Raw genomic sequence first — 19081 nt, forward strand, 5'->3', positions numbered from 1 at the left:
TGCGGATCATTCCCTCGTCAATACGAAAAAAGCCCCGCAAATTGCGGGGCTTTCCGGTGTTATGTTTTGCCGCCTATTGCGGGATGTCGCCGGTCAGGCCTTCGACATAGAAGTTCATGCCTGCCAATGTGCCGTCGTCGGCCACTTCGCCTTCGGCCAGCCAGACAGAGCCGTCTTGTTTGTTCAGCGGACCTGTAAAGGCGTGGTATTCGCCGGATGCGAGACTATCGCGCAGGGCTTCGGCAGATGCTTTCACGTCAGCGGGCACCGCGTCAGAGATTTCACCGATCCCAACCATGCCAGCGCCGATACCGTCCCAAGTGTTGGTGCTGACCCATGTGCCGTCAATAACGGCTTGGGTGCGGGCGATATAGTAGGGGCCCCAGTTGTCGATGATGGATGACACGCGTGGGAACGGGCCGAATTCAGCCATGTCTGACGCCTGACCGAATGTCACAACATTGCCGGCTGCCTGTGCGGCGGCTTGTGGTGCTGTTGAATCGGTGTGCTGCAGGATCACGTCCGCGCCTTGTTCGATCAGAACGTTGGCGGCTTCGGCTTCTTTTGCGGGGTCAAACCATGTGTAGGCCCAGACGATTTTGAATTCGACATCAGGGTTCACGGCGCGTGCGTGAATATAGGCCGCGTTGATCCCGCGGATCACTTCGGGGATCGGGAAGGATCCGATATAGCCGATCACGTTGCTTTCGGTCATGTGGCCCGCGATGTGGCCTTGAACGGCGCGACCTTCGTAGAAGCGCGCAGAATAGACGGATACATTGTCGGCTTGCTTGTAGCCTGTTGCGTGTTCGAACATCACGTCAGGGAATTTCTCCGCCACGTTGATGGTCGGGTCCATATAGCCGAACGATGTTGTAAAGATCAGGTCGGCACCGCCAAGCGCCATCTGCTGCATCACGCGTTCTGCGTCCGCACCTTCGGGGACGCTTTCGACAAACACGGTTTCAACGGCGTCGCCAAAGTGTTCCTGAACGGCCAAACGGCCTTGGTCGTGCTCGTATGTCCAGCCGCCATCACCGACGGGGCCAACATAGATAAAGCCGACCTTGGTCGGGTCGTCCGCAAATGCTGTGGTGGAAAGGCTTGCGGCAATTGTTGCCCCTGCCAGAATTGATTTTAGTGTCATGGATTTCCCCTTGGTGGTGTGCCTCAACGTGAGGCGTGAAATGATTGGCCCAGTGAACCTGGCGCGCGCCCAGCCCGCATAATAACCAGAACGGCGATGGTTGCCAGATAGGGCGACATGGAAAGATATTCGACAGGGATCGCCATCCCCGCTGCTTGCAAGTTTAGCTGTAAAACAGTCACCCCGCCAAATAAATAAGCACCCAGCAAAAGCCGCATCGGTTTCCAGCTGGCAAAGACCACAATCGCGAGCGCAATCCAGCCCGCGCCTGCGGTCATGCCTTCGGTCCATTGTGGCACGCGCACCAGTGACAGATACGCCCCGCCAAGCCCCGCACAGGCCCCGCCGAACATGATCGCCAGCATCCGCACGCGGATCACATGATAGCCCAGCGCGTGCGCCGCTTCGTGGTTTTCACCGACCGCGCGCAGGATCAGCCCAGCGCGGCTGAATTTCAGGAATGCCCAAACGGCGACCACAATCGCAAGGCCCACATAGACCATCGGGTCATGCTGGAACACGATCGGCCCGATCACCGGAATGTCGCCCAAGACAGGGATATGCCAGTCGGGGAATTCCGGTGCTTTGATTCCGATATAGCTTTGCCCCATCAGCGCCGACAGCCCCAGCCCGAACAGCGTGAGCGCAAGGCCCGTGGCGACTTGGTTCGATAGTAAGAATTGCGTCAGGAACCCGAACAGCATTGACAAAACCGCGCCGCCAATGGCCGCCCCGATAAAGCCAAGAAGGGGCGATCCGGTATTCACCGCCACGATAAACCCGCAGACAGCGCCGGTGATCATCATGCCTTCGACACCAAGGTTAAGAACCCCTGCGCGTTCAACGACAAGTTCACCCACAGCGGCCAAGATGATTGGGGTGGCTGCCACCATAAGCGAGGCAAGAAGCAGGATAGGATTGATTGCTGAAAGATCCATTAGACAGTTGCCCCTTTGCCGAACCGCAGGCGGTAATTTGTGAGCACATCCACCATCAGCAAGAAGAACAGGAGCATCCCTTGCATCAATTGGATCGCGGCACCGGGTAGCCCAAGGTTAGACTGCGCGATTTCGCCGCCGATGTATGTCAGCGCCATGAGGCCGGCAGCCAGCAGAATACCAATAGGGTGGAGCCGCCCGAGGAAGGCCACGATAATTGCGGTGAAGCCGTAGCCCACGTTGAAATCAATGCTGATTTGGCCAGCGGGGCCTGCGACTTCGAACAGGCCCGCAGCGCCCGCAAGCCCGCCGGAAATCCCCATGCAGACCAGCACCAGAAGTTTCGGGTTCACGCCTGCAAAGCGGGCCGCGCGGGGGCTTTGCCCTGCAAGGCGCACGTTAAACCCGAATTGGTGCCGTGACAGGATCACATAGGCAAAGATCACCGCGATAAAGGCCGCTACCACGCCCCAGTGCATGCCTGCATTTTCGGAAATCCAGCTGCTCGCGCTGTCGTATTTGGCAAGGTTGCGTGATCCGGGAAAGCCCATGCCTTCGGGATTGCGCAAAGTGCCTAGCGCCATGGAGGCCAGCAATTGTTCAGCCACATAGACCAGCATCAAAGACACTAGAATTTCATTCGTGCCGAACTTGACCTTGAGGATACCGGGGATCATTGCCCAGACCACACCGCCCAAGATGCCTGCGATGACCATCAGCGGAAAGATCAGGAATGATTCTGTGGGGTAGAAAGCAAGGCCGACAGCCGCGCCACAGATTGCGCCGACGATATATTGGCCTTCGGCGCCGATGTTCCAGATGCCAGCGCGGAACCCGAATGACAGCCCGATGGCGATCAGTGCCAGCGGCGCGCCTTTGATCAGCAGTTGCGGGCGGTAGAACCATGCGAATTCGGAAAACAGCGGATCAAAGAAAATCGTGCGGATGGTTTCCACAGGGGCCTTGCCCAAGGCCGCAAACAGCAAGCCGCCGCAGATCATCGTCAGGACCACCGCCAGCAATGGCGCGGCCAATGTCCACGCCTTTGACGGTTGGGGGCGTTTTTCAAGCATCAACATGGGCGACCTCCATATCATGCGCGCCGCCAAGCATGAGGCCGATTTCCTCGACCGTCAGCCCTTGGGCGGGGCGCGGGGCCGAAAGCCGCCCTTCGTTCAACGCTGCAAAGCGGTCTGAAATTTCCATCAACTCGTCCAGATCTTGTGAAATACAAATAACGGCGGTGCCTTTGGCCGCCAGATCAAGCAGTGCTTGCCGGATTGCGGCGGCGGCAGAGGCATCAACGCCCCATGTCGGCTGGTTCACGACCAGAACATCGGGGTCTTGCATGATTTCACGGCCGATCACGAATTTCTGCAGGTTCCCGCCCGATAGCGACCGTGCGGCGTTATTCGGCCCCGGCGTGCGCACGTCGAATGCGGTGATCACATCCTCGGCAAATGTGCGCGCTTTGCGCCAATTGAGGAAGCCGTTGTTGGACAGTTCTTTGCGGGTGGTGGCCGTCAGCACCGCGTTTTCAACCAGCGACATATCAGGCGCGGCGGCGTGGCCCATGCGTTCTTCGGGGGCGGTCAGCAGGCCGATTTTACGGCGCGGGTTTGGCCCCAGATGGCCGATGTTTTCGCCCAGATAGGTGATCATACCCGCAGCGGTGCGCATTTCGCCCGACAGGGCCGCGACCAATTCGTCTTGGCCGTTGCCCGCAACCCCGCCGATGCCCAGAACCTCGCCCTTTTGGACATCGATTGTGATGTCGCGCAGGGCGGTGCCAAATTGATGCGGGGCCTTGGCGGACAGGTTTTTGAGTGACAGCACAGTGTCGCCGGCAGGGCGTGCGGCACGTTCTGGCACATGTAGTGCCGTGCCGACCATGAGTTCGGCCATATCGCGCGCGCTGGTGGTGCGCGGGTCGCAGTCACCGACCACTTGCCCCAGCCGCAGCACGGTGGCGTTTTCACAAAGCGCGCGGATTTCTTCGAGCTTGTGGGAAATATACAGGATCGCCGTGCCCTCGGCGCTCAGCTTGCGCAGCGTCTTGAATAGGATGTCGACCTCTTGCGGGGTCAGCACTGATGTCGGTTCGTCCATGATCAGCAGTTTGGGGTCTTGCAGCAGGCAGCGGATAATCTCGACCCGCTGGCGTTCACCTGCCGAAAGTTCGCCCACGATCCGCGACGGATCCAAGGGAAGCCCGTATTGATCCGATACCGCACGCACCTGTGCCGCGATTTCGCGTTGGGGTGGCGGGTTTTCCATGCCCAGTGCGATGTTTTCGGCAACATTCATCGCGTCAAACAGCGAAAAATGCTGGAACACCATCGCCACGCCCGATGCGCGCGCCGCGCGCGGTTCGGCGGGTGTAAAGGGCGCGCCGTTCAGCATCATCGTGCCGCTATCGGGTTTGACCAGCCCGTAGATGGTTTTGACCAATGTCGATTTACCTGCGCCGTTTTCGCCAAGCAGCGCGTGGACCTCGCCCGGCATGATATTGAAAGACACGTCCTTGTTGGCGACAACGCCGGGATAGGCTTTGGTTAATCCGGAGAGGGCAAGCAGGGGCTGGGTCATGCGATACGGTCCTTGGTCCGGTGTTTCTGGTCGCTGATCATCGCGGTTGCCACGCCAAGCGCAAGGGCCGCAGGGTGTTTGCCCAGTGACGGATCACCGATTGGACACGCGATGCGCGATATCTGCGCGCGCGTATGCCCCAAAGCGGCGAGCCGTGATTGAAAGCGCGCCCATTTGGTGGCCGATCCGATGAGCCCCGCGCTGTGAAAATCGCGCGAAAGAATCGCGTGACACAGCGCAAGGTCCATATCGTGGCTATAGGTCAGGATCAGGTGATCGGCGTTTGGCGGTGCGTGTTTGACAGCATCGGCGGGGGTGCTGGCGACAAGCGTTGTGATCTCGGTTGGCGGAAATCGGTCGGCGGCTGTGTCGACCCAAGTGATCGCAAAACCGGGCAGGGGTGCCATGACGTTGACAATTGCGCGCCCGACATGGCCCGCGCCATAAATCCATAGCGGGCGGGTTTGGCACGCGCTGACGGCTTCGGCGATTTCCCAGCGCAATGACACCGACCCGCCGCAGCATTGACCCAGATTGGGACCAAGCGCGATGGTTTGCTGCATCTCTGCCGTGCCGTTTCGCAGCATCGTGCGCGCCTGTGCGATGGCGTCAAATTCAAGCCGCCCGCCGCCAATTGTGCCTTCGGTCCGGTCCGCCCAGACCATCATCTGCGTACCAGCGTCACGCGGTGACGATCCGGCGGTCTTGGTGATGGTGATGCGGATCCCCATCATGCGCGGGTGCGCCCCACAGCGCGCAGGATTTCTTCGGCGGTGGCGGGGGCCTGTAGATCGCCGTAGTTTGGCCCGCAGGCGCTAACCGCATCGGCCAAGGCCAAGAATGCCGAGATGCCCAGCATAAACGGCGGCTCGCCCACGGCTTTGGAGCGATAGATCGTCTGCGCGGGGTTCGGCGCGTCCCAGAGCGCGACGTTGAAAATATCGGGCCGGTCGGAACAGGCAGGGATTTTATAGGTCGATGGCGCGTGGGTGCGCAGCCGGCCCTTGTCGTCCCAGACCAGTTCCTCGGTCGTCAGCCAGCCCGCACCTTGGACATAGCCGCCTTCGACCTGCCCGATATCGATGATCGGGTTCAGCGATGCGCCTGCGTCATGCAAGATATCGGTGCGCAAGATGCGGTTTTCACCGGTGAGCGTGTCGATGACCACCTCGGTCACCGCGACCCCTTGGGCGAAATAGAAAAACGGGGTGCCTGTGCCTTTGACGCGGTCCCATTTCAGGCCCGGCGTTTTATAGAAACCCGTGGCCGAAAGGCTGACGCGGTTGACATAGGCATGCATGGCAGCCTGTGCGAAGCTCAGCGTTTGGTCTGCAACGGTGACTTGGCCATTAGCAAATTGCACCTGATCCGGTGTTGTGTTGTTGAGGTCCGCCAAACAAGCGGCGATACGGCCGCGGATCGTGTCGCAGGCATCGGCGACCGCCATGCCGTTCAGGTCGGACCCGGACGATGCGGCGGTCGCGGATGTATTGGGTACTTTGGCCGTGTCGGTCGCGGTGATTTTCACGGCGCTGACATCAATCCCGAACCGGCTGGCCGCGACCTGCGCCACCTTTTGAAACAGCCCTTGGCCCATTTCGGTGCCGCCGTGGTTCAGATGCACAGAGCCGTCCTGATAGACATGCACCAAAGCGCCGGCCTGGTTGAGGTGCGACAGGGTGAATGAAATGCCGAATTTGACGGGGCTGATCGCGATGCCTTTCTTCAGGATCGGGTTGGCAGCGTTCCATGCGGCGATGGCCTTGCGGCGATTGGCGTAATCAGAGCTATCCAGCAAATGGTCGGTCATTTCATGCAAAATGAAATCGGTGACCGGCATGTGATAAGGGGTCGTTTGTACGTAGGGTGGATCTTGATCCACCTGACCGGACATCGGCGCATAGTAATTGCGTTGCCGCACCAGCAGCGGATCAATTCCCAGATCGGCAGCGATATGATCCATCACCCGTTCAATCCCGAACACGCCCTGCGGCCCGCCAAACCCGCGATAAGCGGTGGCGGATTGGGTGTTGGTTTTCAATCGGTGTGATGTGATCCGCGCGGCGGGCAGGTGATAGGCGTTGTCAGCATGCAGCATCGCGCGGTCGGCCACGGGCAGCGACAGATCAAGCGCCCAGCCGCAGCGGGTCATCTGTGTGAAATCAACGCCTGTTAGCTTGCCGCTGTCATCATAGCCCGCAACATAATCGATCCGGAAATCATGCCGCTTGCCGGTGATCATCATATCATCGTCACGGTCATAGCGCATTTTGCAAGGCCGGTTCAGCGCACGCGCCGCCACCGCACAGGCCACGGCGAGCGCGTTGCCTTGGCTTTCCTTGCCGCCAAAACCGCCGCCCATGCGTCGCACTTCGACCCGCACGCCGTGCATCGGCACGCCGATGGCATCCGCGACCTTATGCTGGATTTCGGTCGGGTGCTGGGTGGAGGAATGCACCAGCATATCGCCGCCTTCTTGCGGTAGGGCAACGGCGGCTTGGCCTTCGAGATAAAAATGTTCTTGCCCGCCCATATTGAGCGTGCCGCGCGTCTGGTGCGGGGCGTTTGCGATGGCGGCATCCACATCGCCCTTGGTCCAGATCACGGGGCCATCTTCAAAGCGGCTGTTGGCGGCAAGCGCCTGTTCAATCGTCAGGATCGGGGTTTCTTCGGAGTATTCCACCTTGCCCAGCCGCGCGGCCTTGCGCGCGTTCAGGTGGCTGTCGGCGACGACCAGAAACAACGGTTGGCCGAGATAATGCACCGTGCCAGTCGCCAAAAGCGGCTCATCATGGATTGATGGTGAGACATCGTTTTCAAACGGCAGATCATCGGCCGTCAGCACCGCCACAACACCGGTTGCCGCACGTACCGCATCAAGGTTCATCGTATAGCTGCCGCGCGCAATTTCCGAAGTACCAAAGGCCAGATGCAGCGCACCCGCAGGCGTCGGAATATCGTCGATATAGCGGGCGGTGCCGGTGACATGTAGTTTCGCGGCATCGTGGGGCAGGGATTTTGCGACGCTCATGGGGTGACCTCCAATACATTGGTGGCCTGTCCATTGCTGTCGGCGAAATAGCGGCGCAGCAGGTTTTGCGCGATCTCAAGCCGGTAAGCGGCAGAGGCGCGCATATCCGACATCGGCGTGTAATCTTGGGCAAATGCAGATGCGGCCGCGTCGATGGTTGCTTGTGTCCACGGCTGACCAATCAGCGCGGTTTCAACGTGCGTGGCGCGGTGCGGTGTGCCCGCCATGCCGCCAAAGGCAATGCGCGCGGCGGTGACGGTGCCACCGCTGACCGTGATATTGAAACAGCCGCAAACGGCGGAAATATCCTGATCAAACCGTTTGGAAATCTTGTAGCAACGCAGGTCGGGCGCGGATTTCGGGATCGTCACGCCTGTGACCAATTCGCCGGCTGCGCGGTCTTGGTTGCCATAGGCGATAAAGAAATCTTCGATGGGCATGTCGCGTGTCGTATCCCCATGGCGCAAGTGCAACGTGGCCCCCATCGCGATCAAAGCGGGCGGGTTGTCCCCGATGGGGGATCCGTTGGCGATATTGCCGCCGATGGTGGCCGCGTTGCGCACCTGCTCAGAACCGTAGCGGCGGATCATATCGGCCCAATGCGGGTGGTGGGTGCGGGCCAGCGCCAAAACTTCGGTCATTGTCACCGCCGCACCAATGTGGATGTCATCGGCAATATCGACTGCGCGCAGTTCCGCACAACGGTTCAAAAAGGCCACATCGGGCAGGTCGCGCAATTGTTTCGTCACCCAAAGCCCCACATCCGTGGCCCCCGCGATCAGGGTCGCATCAGGGTTGGCCGCATACCATGAGGCCAGTTCATCAAGCGATTGCGGCGCGTAGGGGGCGGGCGTGACCGCGGGCAGCGGATCGTTCAACCATGTCGGCACGGGCTGCGCTTCGGCGGCTTTCGCGGCGCGGATGATCGGCGCGTATCCGGTGCAGCGGCACAGGTTGCCCGCCAGCACATCGTCGTGGTCGGTGCGGCCTTGGGCGTGGCCTGCTGCCATGGATGCAATGAATCCTGGTGTGCAGAACCCGCATTGTGAACCGTGGTGAGTGATCATCGCCTCTTGGACGGGGTGCAATTGACCGTCGGGGCCGCTGATGCCTTCAACCGTGCGCACGGTTTTGCCGTGCAGCTGGGGCATGAACAGAATGCAGGCGTTCAGGGCCTTGTCGCCGCCTTCGTCGCGCACGATCACCGAACAGGCGCCGCAGTCGCCTTCATTGCAGCCTTCTTTTGTACCGTTAAGTCCGCGTTCTACACGCAACCAGTCAAGCAGGGTCTGCGTTGGCACCGCATCAATCTGCACGGTTTCCCCGTTCAGAAGAAACGTGACATCCATAGTGTAAACCTGCCGCCTTACCAAAGTTCATTCGGCCCAATACGTCGATGCGGCGTAGACGCGTTGGCGATTGAACCCATCAAAGCGGCGCTGTGGCGTTTTGGCAAGCAAAGTTTTGGCGCAAATTGCCGCTTTTGTGGGGGTGTGCCTAATTATTGTGCGCAAACAGGGGGTTGCGCCAGCGAAATCCCCGCTTGTTTGGTCATCATCTTAGGTCGCATCATCCGCGTCGGCGCGATTTTCCCAAAGGTGCCGTTGCCACGCGAGCCATCCTTGGGCCGCGATCAGGGGTTCATAGGCAAGGTGGCAGGTCCGCACCCGCCCCTTTTTGAGCGAGCGCACAATGCCCGCGTTTTCCAGCACACCAAGGTGGCGCATAAAGGTCGGCAGCGCCATGTCATGCGGCGCGTGCAGATCACCCACGCTTGCGGGGCCGCACGCCAGCCGTTCAATCACCGCCCGACGGGTCGGGTCGGCCATCGCGGCAAAAAATGTATTGAGTTGCTGTGTCATCGGAGCGTCATATTTCCGATTTCGCTAAGGGGCGTCAATGGATGCAGTGCAGCGTCGGCGGGTTTTGTCGCTTTGGGGGTGATGCCGGGGCGGTCAGGCGTGAAAATGAGACGCTGGGCCGCATTCTAGGGATGTCGGCCATTTCGAAATGCACTACAAACACGGGCGCAGGTGCATAAGGCCTATCAAGGATAGACAATGAAAAAAGGCTCTAATCAGGTTGCGCGCGCGCTGCGTGTTGATTTTGTAGCAGGGCCGGTTGCGCACCGTTTGCGGTTTGGCGGCGGGCGCGGGCAGGATCTGCCCAAGGCGATGGGCCTGCGGTCCGGCAAAACCCCGACCATCATTGATGCGACCGCCGGATTGGGCCGCGATTCATTTCTTTTGGCATCGCTTGGCGCGCAAGTGACGATGATCGAGCGATCTGCGAAGATGCATGATTTGCTGGCTGACGGCATGGCGCGCGCCGCGCAAGAGGGCGGCGAGTTGCGCGAGATTATCGACCGCATGACATTGCTAGAAGGGGACGCAATGGATTTAATCCCTGAACTGTCAGCCGATGCAATTCTGATCGACCCGATGCACCCCGAACGCAAAAATTCCGCGCTGGTTAAGCTGGAGCTGCGGCAAGTCCGCGAGATCGTGGGCAGCGACGATGACGCAGGCGATCTTGTGCGATTGGCGATAGGCCATGCGCGCAAACGCGTGGTGCTGAAATGGCCCGCAAAGGCCGATCCGATTGCAGGGGTCCAGAAATGCTCGCACCAGATCATCGGCAAATCAACGCGCTATGATGTTTTCATGACCGGCTAGCGGGTCTTCTGTTCTGGCGGTGCATCAGATAGTTTGGGCGCATGACAACTGATCCCCGATTCATTCATCTGCGCGTGCATACGGAATATTCCCTGCTTGAGGGGGCGGTTCCGGTGAAAAAGCTGCCCGCTATGGCGGCGGCGATGGATATGCCTGCGGTGGCGGTGACCGACAGCAATAATATGTTTTGCGCGCTCGAATTTTCTGAAGGCGCTTCAAAGGCGGGGATACAGCCGATTATCGGCTGTCAGGTTGATCTGCAATATACCACGCCCGATCCCGGCAAACGCCCCGAAGACCCCGCGCCGATTGTGCTGCTTGCGAAGTCCGAGGCCGGTTATATGAACCTGATGAAGCTCAATTCTTGCGAATATCTGGATGCGGGTGGGCAGTTGCCGCAGGTCAGTTTGGATGATTTGGCACAGTACCACGAGGGACTGATTTGTCTCTCGGGTGGTCCGGATGGCCCGGTGGGGCGGTTGTTGCGTCAAGGGCAGCGCCCCAAGGCCGAAGCCCTGATTGACCGTTTGGCGGCGATCTATCCGGATCGTTTATATGTGGAATTGCAGCGCCATCCCGTTGATGGCGGATTGCCCGAGGCAGAGCGCCTGTCAGAGCGGGGCCATGTGGAAATGGCCTATGCCAAGGACCTGCCCTTGGTTGCGACCAATGATGTGTATTTCCCGAAATCCGATCTGTTCGAGGCACATGATGCGCTTTTGTGTATTTCGGATGGCGCCTATGTCGACCAGCAGGAACCGCGCCGAAGATTGACGCCGCAGCATTATTTCAAGTCCCCGCAGGAAATGGTGACGCTGTTTGCGGACCTGCCAGAAGCGATTGAGAATACGGTCGAGATCGCCAAGCGCTGCGCGTTCAAGACCTATAAACGGGACCCGATCCTGCCGAAATTCGCGGATGACGAGGTCGCGGAATTGCGGCGTCAGGCCGAGGCGGGGCTAAAGGCGCGTCTTGCCGTTATTCCCCATGCGGCAGAGGTCGCGGAATATGAAAAACGGCTCGAGTTCGAGCTGAGCATTATCGAGGGCATGGGCTTCCCCGGCTACTTTCTGATCGTGGCGGATTTCATCAAATGGTCCAAGGATAACGGGATTCCGGTTGGGCCGGGCCGTGGGTCCGGTGCGGGGTCGCTGGTGGCTTATGCGCTGCTCATTACCGACCTTGATCCGCTGCGTTATTCACTGCTGTTTGAACGGTTCTTGAACCCCGAACGTGTGTCCATGCCCGATTTCGATATCGACTTTTGCATGGACCGCCGCGAAGAAGTCATTCGTTACGTCCAAGAAAAATATGGCCGCGATAAGGTCGGGCAGATCATCACCTTTGGTGCGCTTTTGTCCAAAGCCGCGGTGCGCGATGTGGGCCGCGTTTTGCAGATGTCCTATGGGCAGGTGGACCGCCTGTCGAAAATGATCCCTGTCGAGGGTGTCAAACCCGTGTCCATCGAAAAGGCGCTCGCAGACGAGCCGCGTTTGCGTGAAGAGGCCAAAAACGAAGAAGTTGTCGAACGCTTGCTGCGATATGCCCAACAAGTCGAAGGGTTGCTGCGCAATGCGTCAACCCACGCGGCGGGGGTTGTGATTGGCGACCGGCCGCTGGATGAGTTAGTCCCGCTTTATCAAGATCCGCGATCGGATATGCCCGCGACCCAATTCAATATGAAATGGGTTGAGCAGGCGGGGTTGGTCAAATTCGACTTTTTGGGACTGAAAACCCTGACTGTCATTCAAAACGCGGTTGAGCTGGTGAAAAAAACCGGTCGCCCGTTGAACGTGGCCGCTGACGGGACCGAACTTTACCAGCCGCCTGCCGGATTTGAATATGACATCGGGGCGATCCCGCTGGATGATGAGGCGTCTTATAAGCTGTACGCCAGCGCGAAAACGGTTGCAGTGTTTCAGGTGGAATCCAGCGGCATGATGGATGCGCTGAAACGCATGAAGCCAACCTGTATCGAAGATATCGTGGCCCTTGTTGCGCTGTACCGCCCCGGTCCGATGGAAAACATCCCGACCTATTGCGAGGTCAAAAACGGCCAGCGCGAGATTGAATCGGTGCACCCGTCGATCGACCATCTGTTGGCCGAAACCCAAGGGATCATCGTTTACCAAGAACAGGTTATGCAAATCGCGCAGGTCATGGCGGGCTATAGCCTTGGCGGCGCGGATTTGCTGCGCCGTGCGATGGGTAAAAAGATCGCCGAGGAAATGGCCAAGGAACGCCCTAAATTCGAAAAAGGGGCAATGGCAAACGGGGTTGATAAGAAAAAGGCGTCCGAGGTTTTTGACCTTCTCGAGAAATTCGCAAACTACGGTTTCAACAAATCGCACGCGGCGGCCTATGCGGTTGTTTCCTATCAAACCGCGTGGCTAAAGGCGAACCACCCTGTCGAATTTATGGCCGGCGTGATGAACTGCGATATTCATCTGACCGATAAACTGGGTGTTTACTTTCAAGAGGTTAAGAAAGGTCTGGGGCTGGAATATACCCCGCCTTGCGTGAACCGGTCGCAGGCGACCTTTGATGTGTATGAGGGCAAGCTGGTCTATGCGCTGGGTGCGCTGAAAAACGTGGGCGTTGAGGCCATGAAGCTGATCGTTGAGGGGCGCGCAGATGCTGAATTTGTCAACTTGTTCGATTTCGCGCGCCGCGTTGATCTCAAACGGGTTGGCAAGCGTCCGTTGGAGATGCTCGCGCGGGCAGGGGCGTTTGATGTGCTGGACCGTAATCGCCGCCGCGTGATGCAAAGCCTTGATGCGCTGTCGGGGTATTCTGCCGCGATCCATGACCAGAAATCATCCAATCAGGTGTCATTGTTTGGCGAGGCGGGTGATGATCTGCCCGAACCGCGGCTTGCGGCCGGTGATGATTGGCTGCCTGCCGAACGGTTGGCCGAAGAATTCAAAGCGATCGGTTTCTATCTGTCGGGTCATCCGCTTGATGACTATATGGGCGCGCTTAAGCGCAAGGATGTGCTGACCTTGGACGAGGTGACAGCCAAGGCCGAACGCGGCGCTTGCGTTGTGAAAATGGCGGGCACCGTGTCGGGGCGGCAAGAACGCAAATCAGCGCGCGGCAACCGCTTTGCCTTTGCGCAACTGTCTGATCCAACAGGACAATATGAGGTGACCCTGTTTTCGGACACGCTCGAAAAAGCGCGCGATTTTCTGGAAACGGGCAGTCAGGTTGTGCTGACTTGCGAAGCGACGATGGAAAGCGATCAGTTGAAACTGCTGGGCCGGTCTGTCGCACCAATTGATAATGTGGTGGCCGATGCAGGTGGGGCCGCTTTGCGCGTGTTCATCGACACGCCCGATGCGATTGATGCGGTGGCCAGCATTCTGGCCAAAGCGGCCAATGACAACGTGCGCGCGGGGCGCGGGCCGGTGTTTTTCAACCTCATGCATCCGGATTTACCCGGCGAGGTGGAACTGGATCTGGGCGATGATTTTCCCGTCAACCCGCAAATCAAAGGCGCGCTGCGCAGCCTTGACGGCGTGATCGAAGTCGAAGACGCCTAGATCTCGAAAAACGGATCAAGCCGTGCAATGGCGCGCGCGTTTTGAATAATGCAGTAGTTGCGGCGATCACCTTCGAATTCGGGAATGGCCTTTGCGAGCCCTTCTAAATCTTTGACAGCTAGGATCATCGCCGCACCTGTTTCGCCATCGAATTCCGCTGTTTCCCTTTCTGTGAATGCGATCCCCATCACGATATCCGAAGCCGCGAACAGCTGGTGCGCCAAGTCTGGATCGAGCGCCGAAATTCGGTCGGAGAGCCGTTTGGCGGTTTGATTCGGAAGCGTTACGATAGCCATGATGAAGCCCTTTGTGTTTGAGCGCAGAAACGCGGCAAGCCCTATACTTTTGTCTAGTTTACGTAAGATTAGGGGTTTCCGTTCAGGTTGGGCAACAGATAGAGGAATTTTTTTCGAAGTTTATCAGATGGACTGGGGGCAATCATGCCATTTTTGTTCGATTGGACAACATTTTCGAGCCCGAATGGGTCGACCACCATCAACGATGGTGCAAATAGCACGACGTTTACGTCATCTGCGTTCAGCTCGTCCGGAGCAAATGACCCGCGTTATTACTCAAATTTTGGTGGTACCCTCTTTAGTCAAAACGTTGGTTCAGGCGAAGAATCGGGCATAAACATGACGTTTTCGACGCCGGTCGATAACCTGAGCTTTGCGATCGTTGATTTGGACCAAGGACCGGGCTGGGACGATCAGGTTCAAATTCTGGCCTACGACATTGACGGGAATCTGCTGACCCCAACATTCACGCTTGATCCAACCGTACACACGCAGATTAATGCAACCACGGTCGAGGCTAGCGGTAATAACAGTACAAGTATTGATGGACCAACCGCGCCGGATTCTGTGACCGTCACGTTTGATTCCCCCGTTGCGACAATTCAAATCATCACCTCGGGCAGCGACAGTAGTGGCGTAAGGTCTGCTGTCATCGGGATCAGTGATTTCACTGGCGACGTGGTTTGCTTTGCCCATGATACATTGATCGAAACGGATCGTGGTCAGGTTCCGGTTCAGGACCTAGCCCCATCGGATTTGGTGCAAACAATGGACAACGGCTTGCAGCCTATCCGCTGGGTCGGGTCGCGTCGGGTGGCCGCAGTTGGGAAATTTGCGCCAATCCATATCGCCAAGGATGTTTTGGGAAACACAATCCCGCTTGTTTTATCGCCGCAGCACCGTGTTTTGCTTCAGGGGTGGCAGGCTGAATTACTATTTGGCGAACCCGAAGTTCTTGTCGCGGCGAAGCACCTTGTGAATGGCGGTTCAATCACGCGCCGCGAAGGCGGTGAGGTGACATATTATCACATCCTGTTCGACCAGCACGAGGTTGTTTACGCCAACGAAGCCCCTTGCGAAAGCTTTCATCCCGGACAGGTCGGGCTTGATGGTATGGGGGGCGAACAACGCGCCGAAATATTTGCGCTATTCCCGGAGCTTGAACATGATATCGCGCATTTTGGCCCCTTGGCGCGGATGACCGTGAAAGCGACCGAGGCGAAGCTATTCACGCAGACCGCCGCCTGATCTACCAATGCGGCGGGCGTTGATCGGCAAGCGGAACAGAGCCGCCTGCGTCGAATTCGCGCGAGGCTTCGCGTTCCATCAGCATGGCAAGCCGCCGCATGGCAAGCGCCAGTTCGGTTTCCTGCCGCGCGATGATATCTGACAGGTCGTCAACGGTGCGTGTCAGATGCGCGATTTGTTCTTCAAGGTGCGTGATATCGGTCATGGCACTGCTCTAGCCTAATGCAGCCTTGCTGCATAGATGGGCCGGCGGCCCGTTTTTGAGTATTTTTGGAAAAAAGAAGATATGGCGCGAATTGCGGTGATTGCATTGCTCCTGTGACATTGGCGCGTTAAACGGCGTCCATGACCAGCGAAGGCAGATTCCGAAATGGCTAAAGTCAAGAAACAACCCCGTCCCAAGGCGCAGACCCCAAAGGGTTTTCGCGACTATTTTGGTGCAGAGGTGGCGCAGCGCACCGAGATGCTGACCAAGATTGCGGGTGTTTATCATCGGTACGGGTTTGACGCGCTGGAAACATCGGCAGTGGAGACGGTCGAGGCTTTGGGCAAATTTCTGCCCGATGTTGATCGCCCGAATGAAGGTGTGTTCGCATGGGAAGAAGATAATGACTGGCTGGCGCTGCGCTATGATCTGACTGCGCCCTTGGCACGTGTTGCGGCGCAGTATCGCAATGACTTGCCTTCACCCTATCGCCGCTATGCGATGGGCCCTGTCTGGCGCAATGAAAAGCCCGGCCCCGGCCGGTTCCGTCAGTTTTATCAATGCGATGCGGATACGGTTGGCGCGTCCAGCGTGGCCGCTGATGCCGAGATTTGCGCGATGCTTTCGGATACGCTTGAGGTTGTGGGCATCCCGCGCGGCGATTACGTGGTGCGCGTCAATAACCGCAAGGTGTTGAACGGTGTGCTAGAGGTCGCGGGTCTGGCGGGCGATGACAAAGAAGCCGAGCGCGGCATCGTGTTGCGCGCGATTGACAAGCTCGACCGGCTTGGCGTGGACGGCGTGCGTGCGTTGCTGGGCGAAGGCCGCAAAGATGCGTCAGGTGATTTCACCAAAGGTGCCGGGCTGTCGGATGAGCAGGCCGAGATCGTCGTGGGCTTTATGCAAGCCAAGCGCGCTGATGGTGCTGCGACGGTTGCGCGCTTGCGCGAATTGGTTGCGGGATCGCAGGTTGGTGCTGATGGTGTGGCCGAGCTGGAAACAATGGCAGAATTGTTGAGCGCAGGCGGGTATCAATCCGACCGGATCGAGATCGACCCTTCTGTTGTGCGCGGTCTTGGCTATTACACCGGCCCCGTGTTCGAGGCCGAGCTGACGTTTGAAGTGCTCGACGAAAAGGGGCGGCCGCGCAACTTTGGCTCTGTTGCGGGTGGCGGGCGCTATGATGATCTGGTGAAACGGTTTACCGGTCAGGAAGTCCCTGCAACCGGTGTGTCGATTGGTGTGGACCGTCTGCTGGCGGCGCTGCATGCCAAGGGACGGCTTGATAAAACGATGGATGGTCCGGTTGTTGTGACCGTGATGGATCGGGACCGCATGGCTGATTATCAAGGCATGGTCGCTGAATTGCGCAATGCCGGTATTCGGGCAGAGGTCTATCTGGGCAATCCCAAGAATTTTGGCAACCAGTTGAAATACGCGGATAAACGCAATTCACCGGCTGCGGTGATCGCAGGCGGCGATGAATTTGATGCAGGCATGGTGCAGATCAAGGATCTGATCTTGGGCGCTGAAATCGCCAAGAACGCGACCCTTGAAGAATGGAAAGATCGCCCCAGCCAATACGAAGTGCCGCGCGATCAGCTGGTCGCAAAGCTGCGTGAAATTCTGGATGGGCAGGGCTGATGCCAAATACACCCCAGACCCTGGCCGAGGCGCACCGCTTGCGTGATTTTTTTGCTGCCCAAGGCGCGCATGTGATTACGGCCGATGTGCTGCAACCGGCGGATACGCTGCTTGATCTTTATGGGGAGGATATCCGCGCGCGCGCTTATCTGACCTCTGACCCTTTGCGCGGTGAAATGGTGCTGCGCCCCGATTTCACGGTGCCCGTTGTGCAGATGCATATGCAGACCCACGCTGACCCTGCGCGCTATGCCTATGCGGGCAAGGTGTTTCGCAAGCAAGAAAACGACGAAACCCGCGCGAATGAATATATGCAGGCGGGCTATGAGGTTTTTGATGGTCAGAACCCTGCCGCGGCCGATGCCGAAGTTTTTGCCGTGATCGCGGATGCGCTGGCGGGCTTGCCCGTGCGCGCGGCCACGGGTGATATCGGCATTTTGACGGCGGCGGTGCATGGTTTGCGGACCAGTGACGCGCGCAAAGCGGCGCTTTTGCGTCATATCTGGCGGCCAGGGCGGTTCAAATCACTGCTGAAACGCTTTGCCGGCGGTAAGGTGCCTGCAGCGCGCACTGCACTTTTGGCGGCGGATGATCCGTTTGCAAATGCGGGGCCCGATATCGGGCTGCGCAGCCGCGCCGAAGTCGCGACCCGCATTGCAGCGCTGCGCGCCGATGCGCAAGAGCCGCCGATTTCCGGCGATGAAGTGCTGCTGATTGACGCCATTCTGGACCTGCGCGAAACCATGCCGAATGTGCTGAGCCATCTGCGCGATATTGCCGTTGATATGCCTGCGATTTCGGCTGCCGTGGCCCGTATGGATGCGCGTGTTGCGGCGTTGGCCGCGCGCGGCGTGGATGTTGAAAACCTGGATTTCGAAGGCAGCTACGGCCGCTCGTCGCTTGAATATTATGACGGGTTTGTCTTTGGCTTTTACGCCACCGCGCGCCCTGATTTGCCGCCAGTGGCGACAGGCGGGCGCTATGACGCGCTGACCGCGCGCTTGGGCGAAGGCCGTGCTGTACCCGCCGTGGGCGGTGTGATCCGCCCCGATCTAGCCTTGGGGATCAAATGATGTTGAAATTGGGTGTGCCGTCCAAAGGGCGGCTGATGGAAAAGACGTTTGACTGGTTCGGCAACCGTGGCGTGACCCTGCGCAAATCAGGGTCCGACCGCGAATATGCGGGCGAGGTCACCGGCATCGACGGGATCGAGCTGGTGCTGTTGTCAGCAGGTGAAATCCCGCGCGAACTGGCGGCGGGCAATATCCATTTGGGCGTGACCGGATCGGATCTGGTGCGCGAAAAGCTGGCCAATTGGGACAGTCAGGTCGGTGAACTGGCGCTGATGGGCTTTGGCGGTGCGGATTTGATTATTGCGGTGCCGCAGGCTTGGGTCGATGTCGATACGCTGGATGATCTGGATGCTGCCGCCGCCGCATTTCGTGCCAAACACGGGTTCCGGATGCGGATCGCGACGAAATACCACCGATTGGTGCGGGAATTTTTGCGCGAACAGGGCGTTGCCGATTACCAGCTGATTGATAGTCAGGGCGCAACCGAAGGCACGGTCAAAAACGAAACCGCCGAGGCGATTGCGGATATCACTTCGACTGGCGAAACCTTGCGTGCAAACGGGCTGAAGATTTTGAGTGACGGGTTGATCCACGCTTCGCAGGCGACATTGTTCCGTGGCCGCCGCAAGGACTGGACCGATGCGCAGCGCAAGACGCTAAAGGCCCTGCAAAAGCAGTTGGGCATCTAAGAAA

16 protein-coding genes are annotated in these 19081 nt (G+C 58.5%); 6 read left to right on the plus strand and 10 right to left on the minus strand.

Annotation, left to right across the window (positions count from 1 at the left end; all coding sequences use genetic code 11):
• Positions 1–73: 73 nt before the first annotated feature.
• From BM320_RS01190 to BM320_RS01225, 8 genes are all read right to left on the minus strand, one after another.
• The gene (locus BM320_RS01190; protein WP_090195377.1) at positions 74–1147 is read right to left on the minus strand and encodes a BMP family ABC transporter substrate-binding protein; all 1074 of its coding nucleotides are present in this window, start codon (positions 1145–1147) and stop codon (positions 74–76) included.
• A 23-nt stretch (positions 1148–1170) separates the two neighbouring features.
• A complete protein-coding gene (locus BM320_RS01195) occupies positions 1171–2085 on the minus strand; it encodes an ABC transporter permease (RefSeq protein ID WP_090195379.1) in 915 nt (304 codons plus the stop codon).
• Positions 2085–3164 (minus strand): ABC transporter permease, encoded by a 1080-nt coding sequence (locus tag BM320_RS01200; protein ID WP_090195382.1) that lies wholly within the window; start codon positions 3162–3164, stop codon positions 2085–2087. The genes BM320_RS01195 and BM320_RS01200 overlap by 1 nt, the downstream gene beginning before the upstream one ends.
• Entirely contained in the window at positions 3151–4674 is a 1524-nt protein-coding gene (locus BM320_RS01205) for an ABC transporter ATP-binding protein (RefSeq protein ID WP_090195385.1), read from the minus strand. Before BM320_RS01205 ends, BM320_RS01200 begins: the two co-directional genes overlap by 14 nt.
• Positions 4671–5408: a xanthine dehydrogenase accessory protein XdhC gene (gene xdhC, locus BM320_RS01210; RefSeq protein WP_090195388.1), complete on the minus strand. Its 738-nt coding sequence runs from the start codon at positions 5406–5408 to the stop codon at positions 4671–4673. The genes BM320_RS01205 and xdhC overlap by 4 nt, the downstream gene beginning before the upstream one ends.
• The gene (xdhB, locus tag BM320_RS01215; RefSeq protein ID WP_090195391.1) at positions 5405–7705 is read right to left on the minus strand and encodes a xanthine dehydrogenase molybdopterin binding subunit; all 2301 of its coding nucleotides are present in this window, start codon (positions 7703–7705) and stop codon (positions 5405–5407) included. The genes xdhC and xdhB overlap by 4 nt, the downstream gene beginning before the upstream one ends.
• A complete protein-coding gene (locus tag BM320_RS01220) occupies positions 7702–9054 on the minus strand; it encodes a xanthine dehydrogenase small subunit (RefSeq protein ID WP_090195394.1) in 1353 nt (450 codons plus the stop codon). Before BM320_RS01220 ends, xdhB begins: the two co-directional genes overlap by 4 nt.
• Positions 9055–9264: 210 nt before the next feature.
• Positions 9265–9567 (minus strand): ArsR/SmtB family transcription factor, encoded by a 303-nt coding sequence (locus BM320_RS01225; RefSeq protein WP_090195397.1) that lies wholly within the window; start codon positions 9565–9567, stop codon positions 9265–9267.
• Between the two features lie 198 nt (positions 9568–9765).
• Between BM320_RS01225 and BM320_RS01230 the strand changes: the two genes are divergently transcribed.
• Entirely contained in the window at positions 9766–10380 is a 615-nt protein-coding gene (locus tag BM320_RS01230) for a class I SAM-dependent methyltransferase (protein WP_090195400.1), read from the plus strand.
• A 41-nt stretch (positions 10381–10421) separates the two neighbouring features.
• Positions 10422–13922, plus strand: coding sequence for a DNA polymerase III subunit alpha (gene dnaE / locus BM320_RS01235; RefSeq protein WP_090195404.1), 3501 nt, complete (start codon positions 10422–10424; stop codon positions 13920–13922).
• Here the strand turns inward: dnaE and BM320_RS01240 are convergent.
• Positions 13919–14218 (minus strand): hypothetical protein, encoded by a 300-nt coding sequence (locus BM320_RS01240; RefSeq protein WP_090195407.1) that lies wholly within the window; start codon positions 14216–14218, stop codon positions 13919–13921. The genes dnaE and BM320_RS01240 overlap by 4 nt on opposite strands.
• A gap of 339 nt (positions 14219–14557) precedes the next feature.
• Here BM320_RS01240 and BM320_RS01245 point away from each other — a divergent pair, with 339 nt between their 5' ends.
• Positions 14558–15466 carry a Hint domain-containing protein gene (locus BM320_RS01245; protein ID WP_165614966.1) on the plus strand — a complete coding sequence of 303 codons (909 nt, stop codon included), beginning with the start codon at positions 14558–14560 and terminating at the stop codon, positions 15464–15466.
• Position 15467: 1 nt separating this feature from the next.
• Here BM320_RS01245 and BM320_RS01250 read toward each other — a convergent pair whose 3' ends face one another.
• The gene (locus BM320_RS01250; RefSeq protein ID WP_090195414.1) at positions 15468–15671 is read right to left on the minus strand and encodes a SlyX family protein; all 204 of its coding nucleotides are present in this window, start codon (positions 15669–15671) and stop codon (positions 15468–15470) included.
• 165 nt (positions 15672–15836) lie between these two features.
• Between BM320_RS01250 and hisS the strand changes: the two genes are divergently transcribed.
• From hisS to hisG, 3 genes are read left to right on the plus strand one after another with little or no spacing between them, the layout of a single operon-like run.
• Entirely contained in the window at positions 15837–17315 is a 1479-nt protein-coding gene (hisS, locus tag BM320_RS01255; protein WP_090195416.1) for a histidine--tRNA ligase, read from the plus strand.
• The gene (locus tag BM320_RS01260; RefSeq protein ID WP_090195419.1) at positions 17315–18388 is read left to right on the plus strand and encodes an ATP phosphoribosyltransferase regulatory subunit; all 1074 of its coding nucleotides are present in this window, start codon (positions 17315–17317) and stop codon (positions 18386–18388) included. The genes hisS and BM320_RS01260 overlap by 1 nt, the downstream gene beginning before the upstream one ends.
• Positions 18385–19077, plus strand: coding sequence for an ATP phosphoribosyltransferase (hisG, locus tag BM320_RS01265; RefSeq protein ID WP_090195422.1), 693 nt, complete (start codon positions 18385–18387; stop codon positions 19075–19077). The genes BM320_RS01260 and hisG overlap by 4 nt, the downstream gene beginning before the upstream one ends.
• Positions 19078–19081: the final 4 nt, after the last annotated feature.

This window comes from Yoonia tamlensis (genome assembly GCF_900115105.1).
GTDB lineage: Bacteria > Pseudomonadota > Alphaproteobacteria > Rhodobacterales > Rhodobacteraceae > Yoonia > Yoonia tamlensis.